We start from the raw sequence: 13,721 nt of genomic DNA on the forward strand, positions 1-13,721 counted from the left end.
AAAAATAAAAAATAATCTGAAATATTTTCGAGGAGGAAATTTATGCCTAAAAAAATGATGACTATGGATGGAAATAACGCAGCTGCTCATGTAGCTTATGCCTTTACCGAGGTTGCCGCTATTTTTCCAATTACACCTTCATCCACAATGGCGGAATATGCCGATGTGTGGGCTTCTCAAGGACGAAAAAATATCTTTGATGAAGTTGTTAAAGTTACTGAAATGCAATCAGAAGGTGGCGCTGCCGGTGCCGTTCATGGTTCGCTTGCCGCTGGTGCATTAACCACAACCTTTACTGCTTCCCAAGGATTATTATTGATGATTCCAAATATGTATAAAATAGCAGGCGAATTATTGCCATGTGTTTTTCATGTGACCGCTCGTACGATTGCTGCCCAGGCACTTTCGATTTTTGGAGATCATAGTGATGTGATGGCTTGTCGCCAAACCGGTTTTGCCATGCTGGCATCCGGTGGTGTTCAAGAGGTTATGGATCTGGCTGGGGTGGCCCATTTAGCCGCCATTAAAACCAGAGTGCCATTTATGCATTTCTTTGATGGCTTTAGAACATCTCACGAAATTCAAAAAATTGAAGTGATTGATTACGAAGATTTGAAAAAGTTAGCGGATTTTGATGCAATACAGGCATTCAGAAATAATGCTTTAAATCCTGAACACCCTGTCATTCGGGGAACAGCTCAAAACCCTGATATTTATTTCCAGGCACGTGAAGCAAGTAATCCATTTTATGCAAACATCCCAGAGATTGTTGCCGATTACATGGAAAAAATTTCTGAACTAACCGGCAGGGACTATCATTTATTTGATTACTATGGTTCCCCCGATGCTGAAAATATCATCATCGCGATGGGTTCTGTAACAGACACCATTGAAGAAACCATTGATTACCTGATTGCTCAGGGAGAAAAAGCCGGTGTGGTCAAAGTTCGTCTGTTCAGACCATTTGCTCCGGAATATTTGTTAAAGGTATTGCCAAAAACCGTTAAAAAAATTGCTGTTTTAGATCGTACCAAAGAACCTGGTTCATTAGGCGAACCTTTATACCAGGATATTTGTACCGTGTTTTATGGTAAAGCGGTACAACCGCTTGTTGTTGGGGGCCGTTATGGCTTGAGTTCCAAAGATACAACCCCGGCACAAATTAAAGCAGTATACGATAACTTAAAATTGGATGCACCTAAAGATAAGTTCACCATTGGTATCGTGGATGATGTTACTTTTACAAATCTTGAATTAGGTGAAAACCTGAATACCGTCCCATCAGGAACTAAGGGCTGTAAATTCTGGGGTCTGGGTTCTGACGGCACCGTTGGTGCCAATAAATCAGCCATTAAGATTATTGGGGATCATACTGATTTATATGCCCAGGGATATTTTTCTTACGATAGTAAAAAATCCGGTGGCGTTACGGTTTCACATCTTAGATTTGGTAAAAAACCGATTAAATCGACTTACCTTATTGTCAATTCTGATTTTGTATCCTGTTCAACCCAGGCCTATGTGAATCAATATGACCTGTTAAAGGGTCTTAAAAAAGGTGGCACCTTCCTGCTTAACACGGTTTGGACCGTAGCAGAGCTGGAAGAAAAAATTCCCGCATCCATGAAAAAATACATTGCCGATAATAATATTAATTTTAATATTATTAACGCTACAAAAATTGCTGAAGACATTGGTCTTGGGCGACGTACTAATATGATTATGCAATCGGCATTCTTTAAATTGGCGGATATTATTCCTATTGATGATGCCGTTAAATTCTCTAAAGCCGGGATTTTAAAATCCTACGGCAAAAAAGGTCAGAAAATCGTTGACTTAAATAATGAAGCCGTTGATCAGGGCATTAATGCACTAGTAAAAGTTGAAGTACCGGAATCTTGGAAAAGTCTTGTCTCTGAAACCGTTGCTGAAGAAAATGTACCTGAATTCATTACGAATATCTTACGTCCGATCAATCGGCTGGCAGGGGATGATATTCCAGTTTCAGCCTTCACCGGTGTAGAAGATGGTACATTTATGGCCGGGTCTTCTCAGTATGAAAAACGCGGAATTGCAGTGAATGTTCCAAAATGGATTCCTGAAAACTGTATTCAATGTAATCAATGTGCATTTGTATGCCCGCATGCAGTTATTCGTCCAAACTTATTGGATGAAGGCGAAAAAGCAGCAGCTCCCGCCGGATTTGAAACCATCAAGGCCACTGGGAAACAACTTGCCGGATTGGAATACCGCATTCAGATCAGTCCTCTGGATTGTACCGGTTGCGGAAACTGTGAGGATGTATGTCCCGCAAAAATAAAAGCATTGGTAATGGAACCGATTGAAACTCAATCCGATCAGATTGCCAATTGGAATTATGCAACAACCATAAAAATTAAAGATAACCTGCTCAATAAAGGAACGGTTAAAGGCAGTCAGTTCTGTCAGCCACTCTTAGAGTTCTCCGGAGCTTGTGCAGGTTGCGGCGAAACACCTTATGCTAAAACAGTGACTCAATTATTTGGCGACCGCATGATGGTAGCTAATGCTACTGGCTGTTCGTCTATTTGGGGTGCATCATCACCATCCACACCTTACTGTAAAAATGCCGAAGGTAAAGGACCCGCCTGGGCAAATTCATTATTTGAAGACAATGCTGAGTTTGGCTTTGGGATGATGATAGCTACCGAAAAAATGGCTGATACCATCCAAAACTATCTCAAAGAAATTATGGCGGCAGATGCTCCTGAAGCAGTGAAAACTGCGGGTCAAGCATGGATCGACAGCAGAAAAAATGCCGACGCATCAAAAATTGCCTCTGCACAACTGGTTGAAGCACTTAAGATTTATTCGCCAGAGGGTTCATTAGCCCAACGTGTGAAATTTATCAAAGACAACGAAGCTTTCTTAGTTAAAAAATCCCAATGGGTTTTTGGTGGCGATGGCTGGGCCTACGATATTGGCTACGGTGGATTAGACCATGTTTTAGCTTCACATAAAAACATCAATGTTTTAGTAATGGATACTGAAATTTATTCAAATACCGGTGGTCAGGCTTCAAAATCCACACCAACCGCTGCGGTTGCTCAATTTGCATCAGCAGGTGAGAGAATTAAGAAAAAAGACCTTGGTATGATGGCTGTAACCTATGGTTATGTGTATGTTGCTCAGGTTGCCATGGGTGCTGATAAAAACCAATTTATGAAAGCCCTTCAGGAGGCTGAAGCTTATGATGGTCCTTCGCTAATCATTGCATATGCACCATGTATTAATCATGGCATAAAAGGTGGCATGAGCCGTACCCAAACTCATGAAGCATTTGCCGTGGAATCAGGATACTGGCATTTGTATCGATTTAACCCAACATTGAAAGAAGAAGGTAAAAACCCATTCATTTTAGATTCAAAAGAACCTGATATGAGTAAATTTACTGAGTTCCTAGACTCAGAAGTTCGTTATACCTCACTGAAACTGACCTTCCCAGAAGTTTCTGAAACGCTTTATGATAAAGCGAAAGAAGAAGCAACAGAACGTTATTTGGGTTACAAAAGCATGTCTGAAAAATAAAAATTCATAAAAAAGAAACCTTTCGGGGTTTCTTTTTTTATGATCTGCTGCTATACGGATGAATATAAATTAGATAAAACTCAAAGGAGATACTATCGGCTTCAGGAGCTCGTTCATCAGGAGAAATAGGAGAGGATCATCAGCCGGAAAGTACATTTGATTCCCCTGGTATTAAAAACAGCCTGGAAATGGCATCAGGCACATCTCCAGGGCTTTGAAGAAAAATAAGTAAAAAATTAAAAATCAAGGGTGTTGAAATATTCTGCAACCGTCATATCCATGGCGGTTAGAAGAGTTTCAATGCCCTTTAACTTTACGGAATAATGCATTTCAACACCGATTTTCTGACTTTCCAGAATACCGGCTTCTCGGAGTATTCTCAGATGCTGGGAAAGGTTGGCCTGGCTAAAATCAAAGGAACGATGAAGCACACACACACACTGAGGTTCCGCAAGGAGAAACTTTACAATTTTAAGACGGATGGGATGTCCAAGCGCTTTAAATATTTTAACCGAAACATCGTCGGAATTCATAAGATCCTCTTTTCTATTTTTCTTTGGTTGCCTCGAAAAATTCATAACCTCCTGAAAGATTATATACTTTTTTAAAACCATGATTAATCAGAATATTCTGGGTAGCATTCCCAGTAACACCCTTATTGCAGTACGTCACAATCGGAGCGCTTTTGTTGAGCATTGAAAGCCTGCCACGGAGTTCGCTGTGGGGAATGTTTTTGGCGTTTGGAATATGGCTATCCTGATATTGCTGCTCAATCCGGGTATCAATAATTTCAAATACTTCTTCTGAATTCAATTTTTTTTTTAGTGTCTCGGAGGTTATGAGATCACGTCCGTTGTTTAAGGCATTATCCAAAATCATTCCGGTATAGTGGATAGGATCCTTAGTATTGGAAAAAGGCGGGGCATAACCAAGATCAAGGTTAAAGAGCTCATCCACTGTTGCACCATAGGTAATAAGTGTCACAAAAACATCCAGGCGTTTATCCACACCTTCGTAACCGATGATCTGAACACCCAGAATTTTTCCGGTATCTTTGTCAGCAATGGCCTTAATTATCATTTCCCGACCACCTGTGTAAGCAGGCTTATTTGGCTTAATGTTATGAGATACTAAGAAATCATATCCGTTTTTTATGGCTTCAGCTTCGGATAATCCGGTGCTGCCGATGCTGAGATCAAAAAATTTAAAGATGCCGGTTCCCAGGTTGCCCGTATAAATCATATTTCCACCGGTGATACTATCACCACAGATTCGTCCGGTCTTGTTTGCAGTGGAACCCAGAGGACGGTAGTGGGGTTTCTTTGTAACGGCTGACCAGGTTTCGATACAATCGCCACAAGCATACACATCGGTATCAATGGTCATCATGTGTTCATCGACCTTAATGGCACCGGTTGTTCCAAGAATAAGTCCCGCATCTTCAGCCAGAGAGACGTTTGGTTTTACACCGGTGGCGATGATAATCATTTCCCCGGGAATAAGAGTTCCGTTATCCAGGAGAACGCCCTGATTTGTAGCTTCCACAACATTGGAATTTTTAAAAATGCTGATTTCCATTTTGCTAAGAATTGATTCGAGATACTTAGACATATCTTCATCGAGATTGGGAGTAAGCTTTCCGGCACGTTCTACCAGGATTACTTTAATACCTGCATCAATGAGATTTTCCATAACTTCAAAACCGATGAAACCGGAACCAACAATTACTGCAGTTTTAGGTAAATGTTTTTGCATAAATGTTTTTATGGCAACGGCATTCTGAACATTTCTGAGAAAAAATACATTGGCATTGTGAATTCCCTTGATCGGCGGCACAAAAGCATGAGCACCGGTACTGATAATAAGTTTATCATAAACATCCTTGAAGGTATTGCCAGTGACTAAATTTTTCACCAAAAGGGTTTTGTGGTAAATGTCAATTTTCAAAACTTCATGACGTGTAAAAATATCGATGTTATATTTTGCCTTGAAAAAACCGGCATCTCGCGGAACCAGTGATTCAATCGAAGGCACCTTGCCGCCAATATAATAAGGGAGACCACAACCGGAATAAGAAATATCCTGGTCTTTTTCATAAATAACGATATCAGCATAATCATTATTTCTACGAGCCTTTGCAGCGGCTGAGGTACCTGCAGCTACAGCACCAATGACAATGATTTTCATGGCTATCTCCTTTTGTTTTTTAATAATTCTGATAAATTCAGTAAAAGTCTAAAAATCAATTGAATCCATAATAACTCCATTATAATCAATTAACAGTATAAATGCAATCTTGTTTTCCATGTTGGAAAATTTACAGAGAATCAAAAGTTCTTCCCCTAATGAAGAATCGTTATAAATAAAAGAATAAACGAAAATTAATTCAGTTCTTGCAATCAACAATAAAAAATAATTTTTTCAGTAAGAATAAAATAAATCTAAAAGATGGACGTAGGAAAATATTATGGTATACTAAACAGAAAATCCCCTATTTACAGCATCTTAACCAGTCCTTATTATTTCAACAAGGGAGCAGAACGTCATGGATGAAGCTTACAACAAGGTCGATTCAAAGGATATGATGGACCACCGCAATAAAACCAGGGATTTCCTTAAAGGCATTTGTTTATGGGTTTATAAAAATGTATTAAAACCATCATCTTTGGGAGTTATTTTTTTATTTATTCTTATTATAATGCTGTTATTTTTCAATCCAATTATTGGAATGGGCGATGATGGGAGTAATGCAGGGGTGCTATCACAAAGCAACCTCTATGATGTAGAGGAGCTAACCCCGAAACAGTCTATGGCATTCTTTGAAAAAAACTGGGGAATCATGCAGTATTTTAATGAATCATACAGCAGCCTGTCGACCTCACAAACACCTTTTATTAATGCTGCTGTGAAATTGGATTTTGGACTGACCAGGGATGGGGTTTTTGATCTCAGATTTTATGCGGCAATTATTTCCATATGCTATCTTTTCGCCAGCTATTTACTTTTTGAAAGTGTCACCAAGGGAAAGCGAACAGTCAGTGCTTACCTCATTGTTTGCCTCGGCGTTTTTTTCTTTGGGGATACCGCCTATACGGCGTGGTTTAATTCATTTTATGCCCAGGGTATCAGTCTTTTTTCTGGGATCATATTGGCAATAACACTCATTTTAATGGGACAAAAAAAGTACAATGATTACTTTTTATTGGTGCTTTTCTTTTCTAATGCCATGATTTTTTGCTTGCTTAATCACCAATATACGATATTAGGGATATTTATGGGTATTTTGGGAATACTCCTTCAATATGTGCAACCCAGAAAAACATTTAAAATAATATGTATAGCGGGAGGAAGTCTATTAATTGTGGTCTCAATTATAGGCTTCTTTTTGATGTCAGATAATTTAACATCGATTAATAAATTACACAGTATGTCCCGGGGGGTCTTAATGACGGCTGATAATCCCGAAACGGCGTTGGAATATTTTGGAATAAATCCACAATATTCAGTGTTAACAGGCACGAACTATTATGAAGCAATTTCTCCGGAGACAATCAATAGTACTGATATGGCAATTGATTTTTTTAACAAGATAACTCCGGGAAAAATTGCAGGGTATTATTTTGGCAATCCTGGACAATTATATGAAATGATGAACCTGGCCGTAGAAGCCAGTTTTAATATACGTCCTTCCTGGCTTGGAAATTATGAGATCTCGCAAGGCTATCCCCCGGGGACCCAGACAGATTTTTTTACGGGATGGAGCTATTTCAAAGCCAATATAATGCCGGGAAATTTCGGATTTATTATGATCTGGATGGGCATCATAATTGGGGTATATGTAAGAAGTTTCAGATTGGGAATCATTGCAAGAAATGAACGCAATACTTTGGAATTTCTAGGTTTGATGACCTGGATGTTTATTGGAATTTGGCAATTGTATTTTTCAGTAATCACCACCGGGGATACAGATAACACCGGACGTCTTTTTGTTTTTTCCCTAACATTCGATTTAATTACTTTTGTAATTCTAGGGAAACTATTTTTCTGGTTTGGAAAAAAGCTGGAAAAAACAGATTTAAAGAATGGTGTAAATAAATTCTTAAAAAGGAAAAGAAACGAAAAATCAGTTCAAGGGGGAACAGCAGAATGAAACGCATATTTTTAATTTTCTTTGGGTTTGCTTTTTTATTTTCCCCGATGACGATTATTCAAGCCCAGAATAATTCACCCGCAGAAATAGAAAATATTCTGGTTCTTTATGATCAATTGGCGGTGGGCACAGAATACAGCAATAATCTCAATGCGTTGGAAACAGTCCTTTCTGCCATGTCCCAGACCATGGAGATAATGCCAATGGCTGATTATGACCAGGGACGTTTATTTAATTATTCGAAGGTAATATTTTTGAAAAATACAGAGCATCCCATTGCAAGTGAGATACTAAAGAATGATATCAATCGTTATACCGGAGAAATGATTTATTTGGGTTTTTTAACACCGGGACTCATTTCGAAACTTGATGGATTGGACATCAATCGTCAGCTGGGACGGGGGGTGTCATTAAATTTCAATCAAATAACCACCGACAGTGTCTGGATCAATGAATTGCGAGTCATTAATAGAAGGCCTGTTGTTGGAGAATCAACCCTTGCAGTAAACGGAGAAGCTTATCCTTTCTCCACACGCGTCGATAACATTATATATGTGCCGACATTCATCGGGAATGAAGGTTTTCAACTTTGTCTCGGCGGACTATTGAAAACCTGGATTAACCCAAACGAATCAACAAGCATGGTTTTGTTGATTCCGGAAATCTATCCGTTTTCGGATTTAAATATGGTTGTTGAAATGAGTGACCGGTTCTATGAAAATGGCATTCCCTTTACCCTTGGCGTTGTACCCATGGACGAAAACCTTGATTATCCAGCCATGGTGCGCTTTTATGAAGTTTTACGTTATGCCCAATCAAGAAACGGAAGCATCCTTATTCACCGGCCAAATCCCGAGACGGTGTCAAACAGTGACACCATCTTATCAGAAAAAATGACTGCAGTTGTGGACGCCATGGTTGCCCAGGGGGTATTTCCCCTTGGTATTGTAGTTACCGAAGAGCTATTCTTCAAGGATATCGGCAGTGTCGGTCCCCTTAATTCTTTTTCATCGGGTTCGATTATCCAAAATCAAAGGGTAACAGAAACCGGCGTAAAAAAAGCCTGGACATTCGAGCAGAGCGGTCTTGGCATTGCTTTTGAAACCATCAAGAGTACCCGTAGCCAGGATCGAAATTTTGGAGAATTGCCCATTAACACTACCATTATTTTACCGCTTCCAGTCGATGAAACAGCACTTACTACAGATGTAGATGACATTAATAATAAATGGCTGTCCCTGACAGATTATAAGAGCTTATACAACCAGTGGGTTATTGGTCAAAACACTTTGGAAAGTGGGCCCAAGGGAATTCTGATCAATGGTACTCCGGTTTCGCTGGCCTTTATGGAAGGGACCATTGATAAAGACTATGTTTACAAAAAACCACCGGATTACAGCCTGGAAAAAGTTTTTAATGCCGGAAACACCCTTTTGCTGGTAGTCGTTGGGATTATTATCATTATTTTTGTGAGTATTGTCGGTTTTAGCCGCAGCGTCTATTTAAATAAGTTCAGAAAAATCAACAAGCCGGATGAGAAAAAAGACCCTGGAAATATTGAAACAGATAAGGAAGACCAAACATTATGAATGCATTTGACTATATTATGATTGTAAACATTATTTTGATCTGGAGTCTTTTATTTATCAATATTGTCCTCATTGTTGGGGGTTATATCTACTATTTAAAAGTGGAAAAAGAGGATCCCCCGGAAGTCCTTGGCGATTACCCATTCGTATCAATTATGGTACCTGCCCACAATGAAGGTGTCGTTATTGTTAAAACTGTCGCGGCATTGCTGCGTTTTGAATATCCCCAAGACCGGTATGAAATTATTGTTATAAATGATAACTCAACCGATGATAGTGCCGAATTATTACAGGGAATTAAAGACGCCAATCCCGGTCGAAACCTTATTGTGATCAATACCGATAATGTAACCGGCGGAAAGGGAAAGTCCAACGCTTTAAACATCGGATATCAACACAGTCAAGGTGAATATTTAGCGATTTATGACGCTGATAATACCCCTGAACGAAAGGCTCTTTTGTATCTGGTTGCTGAATTAAAAGCAGATGATTCACTGGGAGCTGTTATTGGCAAATTCAGAACACGAAACAAAGATGTTAATCTGCTGACCCGTTTTATTAATATTGAAACCCTGTCTTTTCAATGGATGGCCCAGGCCGGACGCTGGCAATTAATGAAGCTGTGCACCATTCCCGGAACAAATTTCATTGTGCGCCGCACCATTATAGACGCCATCGGAGGCTGGGATGTCAAAGCCGTTGCCGAGGATACTGAGATCAGTTTTCGGATCTACTTAATGGGATACAAAATAAAATTTCAGCCAAAAGCTGTTACCTGGGAACAGGAACCCCAAACCCTTGGGGTATGGTTTCGCCAGCGAACCCGTTGGGTTAAGGGAAATGTCTATGTGCTCATAAAAAACATCGGTTTTCTCATCGATCCCAAAGCAAAAAAAATACGTTTTGATATTTTCTATTTTTTATCAACCTACTTTCTGCTGCTAACGGCTTTGGTTGTATCAGACGTTATTTTCTTTATGAATATTGCCGGGCTTGTCTCTACGACCATTCTGGGATTCAGCAATCTGCTATGGTTTACCGCTTTTATTATGTTTGTATTGGGGGTCTTTATTTCCCTGACAACCGAAAAAGGAGAAATGTCGATTTCCAATTTGTTGATCATCGCCTTAATGTATTTCACTTACTGCCAATTATGGATTATCGTAACAGTTTACGGCGTCTATCAGTACTTTAAAGACCGCGTTAAAAAGCAGGACAGTAAATGGTATAAAACCGAGCGTTTTCAGGGTTAGTTGAACAAATGAAATAGGTTAATTGTGAAACCCAAAAGAAACGAACAATGTTTGCTTTGATGTCAGTTTTCACAACCAGAAGAAATCGCTATGCGAATTTCATCTGGTTCGTGCGAAACTGGCAGCAAAGCTCACGACACGTTTGTAATTACATAATAAATAAAAAGAAAAAGGAGGAGCAAATGAAAAGAAAATTCAGCGTCATCAGTATTATTATTGTTAGTCTCTTGATATTATTTATTCAGCCGGTGGGCGCCGTTAATGTTGGGGGAGAACCCCGGTCCGATTTAAGAACCCCCACCCAGAGTTTTACCACAAATTTTTCCGATTATTCCATGAAAGGATTATTTTCCACCAGTGAGCAAACCTTCTGGGTAGCCTCTTCATGGGATGTTCAAAATGTGTTGGTTCACTTGGAATATCGTGCCACGCCTTTGGCGGACACCCAGCTTTCCAGTATGACGGTGGCAATCAACGACACCTATTTTTATTCATTCCGTCCTGCTGATAACACCGGAGGCCGACATGGGGTTGATATTGAGGTTCCACTTGAGTTTTTAAAACCGGGCTATAATAATATCCGGATTGACGGCTACATGCGAACCCAGGATTCATTGCCCTGTGTGGATGATGTCAGCGAAGCCAACTGGCTGGATATTTTCAAAGAATCTACGGTTTCGGTACAATACGATAAAAATGCTTTTACTACAAGCATTGAATCCTTTTACAATCGATTTTATGAGGTGGATGCCCTTCGCTATCAGGAATCGGCATTTATAATTTCCGACTCGGGAAATGTTGCCGAAACCAACGCCGCTTTATTGGGCATTGCCGGGATATCCAATCAAACGATTTATGATGACGGCTATTTCCCGCTTTTATCCATAAGTGATCCCTCGGTGAGCCAGATAAAAAACAGAATCATCATGATGGTTTATGACCAGCTGCCTGAGAATTACCGGAGCACAGTGGACCAGACCGGGCTTTTAAATGACCAGGATGCCCTGCTTACCATCATTAATGAAGGTTCCGACACTAATGTCTTATTAATCACCGCCAAAAATGATATCGCCCTAATCAATGCCGGACGGATGCTGGGAAATCCGGAACTGATGAACCAACTTATTTCCAATACCAAGGTGCTGGGAAGAATTGAAAATATTGAAACCCAGGTTTATGAAGAAGAGACCTATATTCCCTTTGCCGGCAGCCAGGGAACCTATTACAATGGCGCCTTTCGCCAGACAAAGGAATTTGCAGTCAATTATCCTGCCAATCGCAGTATTGCCGATGCCAGTGAGTTTTATTTAAACTATCGTTATTCCGAAAACCTTGATTTTGACCGATCGCTGATGACGGTTTATATCAATGACGTTCCCATTGGCAGCAGAAAGCTTTCGATGGATAAAGCGGGTGGTGATGAAGCAACTATTTTAATTCCCAACGATATTGATATCAGCGGATCCTTTCAGGTGAAGGTCACCTTTGATTTGGAAATAAAAGATTTATGGTGTACCCTCAGGCAAGGGGAGATGCCCTGGGCCTTCCTGACCCCGGATACCATGCTAAAAATTAATTCAGTGGCCAGCCGGGATCTTATCTTTGAAAATTATCCGGCACCCTTTGTGACAGATTACAGCCTAAATGACGTAACCGTTGTGGTTCCGGATAAACTGGACATAAATGCCAAAAGCACGCTGGCAAAAATGTTCAGGGTAATGGGACGGTATACCAAAGGCAATACCGGATCGCTTGCAGTGATACACCCCGGTGAAATGAATGAAGCGGCCATTGCCTCGAATATTATTGGGGTGGGTACCTTCCAGAATAACAGTTTCATTCAGAACAACAATGACAAGCTTTTCTTTAAATTCAATGATGAAGGTACGGCTTTTGTATCCAACGAAAAACTCGTTCTGGACCCTGGCTATGGATCGACTTTGGGTTCGGCTCAGCTTTTGTCTTCTTTGTTTAATAAGTCCGGCAGAGCCACACTTATTGTGGCGGCGCCGTTGGACTCAGAGCTGGTATCCATCGGGAGTAATCTTGGCGAAATGAAAAATCTTTCCAAGCTCACCGGCGACGGAGTTTTAGCGGATTATGATGGCAATCTTTTATCCTATCGGTTTAAAGATACCATCAATCCCACCATAGCAGTGGTGAAACAGATTGCGTTAAGGGAGGATGCTCAGATCTTTATTTTAGTTAGCGTGATGTTCCTGATTCTCTTGCTTGTTGGCCTTGTATTCGTCATTAAGAAGAATGGCATTCAGTTTAAAAAGGGAGGGTGGAAAAAATGAAAAATAAAGAGCAGGTAATATCCGATCTGGGAGTTGTTTTCTTTTTAGTTCTGACCTTTATAACCATTGTTTTCACAGCCGGAGATTCGAATAATTATTTCCTGAACCTGGTGATGCTTAATATTACATTTCTGGTGATCATTGTCACCTATTTTACAAATTTAACCCTGGGTTTGGTCATCAATGGGGTATTGATTTTTGCTTACATATCCTACACGATTTTTCTGACGTTAGGGGTTGGAGAACCGGTTGAAGCCAAGTCTTATTTTTGGATTGTGGCCTTGCCGCTGTTTACCTTTGTGGTCAGTTTAATGACTCAGGGCAATTTGGGGCTGCAAAAACAGGTCAGAGAGCTGGAAGCTGAAAATGAAAGTTTGGCCACAGTCGACCCGGATACCGGCCTGCGCAATCTGCGGACCTTTACAAGTGATGCTAAGATTTTTATCGGGATGGCTAAACGGGGCCAGATTGAGTTGTCATTAATGATGATTAAATTCAGACATTACAAAGAAATCAAACGAATTTTAGGAGAGGATCGACTGCCTCTGTTTATGAGAAAAATGACGGAAGTCATGATCAGAAGTATGCGGGTGGAAGATACAGTCTACCTCATTGACAAAGAAGATATAACCTTTGGCGTATTTCTGATAACTGATACAGCCGGATCTGAAATTGTCGAAACACGCATAAAAGATCAGTTGCAGGTAGAAGATTTTTATTCAATAACGGCACCCTATGATGTGGAAATTGATCTTAAAATAGGGGTTTTCCATTGCGATAAATGTGAAAAAGGAGAGATGGTATCTCCCCTTGAATTTATCGAAAAAGCCCGAAAAGAAATGGAATATGATGTTGGGTAGGA

The 13,721-nt window shown here is 40.1% G+C and carries 8 protein-coding genes; 6 read left to right on the plus strand and 2 right to left on the minus strand.

Going from position 1 to position 13,721, the window contains the following annotated elements; translation table 11 throughout:
- Window positions 1–42 precede the first annotated feature (42 nt).
- Window positions 43–3,567, plus strand: a complete 3,525-nt coding sequence (gene nifJ / locus AKG39_RS04270) for a pyruvate:ferredoxin (flavodoxin) oxidoreductase (RefSeq protein WP_050739123.1) — start codon at window positions 43–45, stop codon at window positions 3,565–3,567.
- Window positions 3,568–3,803: 236 nt separating this feature from the next.
- On the opposite strand, the gene AKG39_RS04275 is transcribed toward nifJ, so the two are convergent.
- Both AKG39_RS04275 and AKG39_RS04280 read right to left on the minus strand, forming a co-directional pair.
- Window positions 3,804–4,100, minus strand: a complete 297-nt coding sequence (locus AKG39_RS04275) for an ArsR/SmtB family transcription factor (protein ID WP_050739124.1) — start codon at window positions 4,098–4,100, stop codon at window positions 3,804–3,806.
- A gap of 13 nt (window positions 4,101–4,113) precedes the next feature.
- Window positions 4,114–5,754, minus strand: coding sequence for an FAD-dependent oxidoreductase (locus AKG39_RS04280; protein WP_050739125.1), 1,641 nt, complete (start codon window positions 5,752–5,754; stop codon window positions 4,114–4,116).
- A gap of 358 nt (window positions 5,755–6,112) precedes the next feature.
- On the opposite strand from AKG39_RS04280, the gene wsfD reads away from it, so the two are divergent.
- The 5 genes from wsfD to AKG39_RS04305 all read left to right on the plus strand — a co-directional run bounded on the left by wsfD (window position 6,113) and on the right by AKG39_RS04305 (window position 13,719).
- On the plus strand, window positions 6,113–7,717 hold the full coding sequence (wsfD, locus tag AKG39_RS04285) for a glycan biosynthesis hexose transferase WsfD (protein WP_050739126.1): 1,605 nt from the start codon (window positions 6,113–6,115) through the stop codon (window positions 7,715–7,717).
- Window positions 7,714–9,306 (plus strand): hypothetical protein, encoded by a 1,593-nt coding sequence (locus AKG39_RS04290; RefSeq protein ID WP_050739127.1) that lies wholly within the window; start codon window positions 7,714–7,716, stop codon window positions 9,304–9,306. Before wsfD ends, AKG39_RS04290 begins: the two co-directional genes overlap by 4 nt.
- Window positions 9,303–10,559, plus strand: a complete 1,257-nt coding sequence (locus AKG39_RS04295) for a glycosyltransferase family 2 protein (protein WP_050739128.1) — start codon at window positions 9,303–9,305, stop codon at window positions 10,557–10,559. The genes AKG39_RS04290 and AKG39_RS04295 overlap by 4 nt, the downstream gene beginning before the upstream one ends.
- Before the next feature lie 182 nt (window positions 10,560–10,741).
- The gene (locus AKG39_RS04300) at window positions 10,742–12,859 is read left to right on the plus strand and encodes a cellulose biosynthesis cyclic di-GMP-binding regulatory protein BcsB (protein ID WP_050739129.1); all 2,118 of its coding nucleotides are present in this window, start codon (window positions 10,742–10,744) and stop codon (window positions 12,857–12,859) included.
- Window positions 12,856–13,719, plus strand: coding sequence for a diguanylate cyclase domain-containing protein (locus AKG39_RS04305; RefSeq protein WP_050739130.1), 864 nt, complete (start codon window positions 12,856–12,858; stop codon window positions 13,717–13,719). Before AKG39_RS04300 ends, AKG39_RS04305 begins: the two co-directional genes overlap by 4 nt.
- The last annotated feature ends 2 nt before the right edge of the window (window positions 13,720–13,721 follow it).

The organism is Acetobacterium bakii (assembly GCF_001263355.1).
Classification (GTDB): domain Bacteria; phylum Bacillota; class Clostridia; order Eubacteriales; family Eubacteriaceae; genus Acetobacterium; species Acetobacterium bakii.

Excerpts from the sequence above, each read along its gene's own strand:
- AKG39_RS04305 (WP_050739130.1), top strand. The coding sequence starts at position 12,856 with ATGAAAAATAAAGAGCAGGTAATATCCGATCTGGGAGTTGTTTTCTTT.
- AKG39_RS04290 (WP_050739127.1), top strand. The coding sequence starts at position 7,714 with ATGAAACGCATATTTTTAATTTTCTTTGGGTTTGCTTTTTTATTTTCC.
- AKG39_RS04295 (WP_050739128.1), top strand. The coding sequence starts at position 9,303 with ATGAATGCATTTGACTATATTATGATTGTAAACATTATTTTGATCTGG.
- wsfD (WP_050739126.1), top strand. The coding sequence starts at position 6,113 with ATGGATGAAGCTTACAACAAGGTCGATTCAAAGGATATGATGGACCAC.
- AKG39_RS04275 (WP_050739124.1), bottom strand. The coding sequence starts at position 4,100 with ATGAATTCCGACGATGTTTCGGTTAAAATATTTAAAGCGCTTGGACAT.
- nifJ (WP_050739123.1), top strand. The coding sequence starts at position 43 with ATGCCTAAAAAAATGATGACTATGGATGGAAATAACGCAGCTGCTCAT.
- AKG39_RS04280 (WP_050739125.1), bottom strand. The coding sequence starts at position 5,754 with ATGAAAATCATTGTCATTGGTGCTGTAGCTGCAGGTACCTCAGCCGCT.
- AKG39_RS04300 (WP_050739129.1), top strand. The coding sequence starts at position 10,742 with ATGAAAAGAAAATTCAGCGTCATCAGTATTATTATTGTTAGTCTCTTG.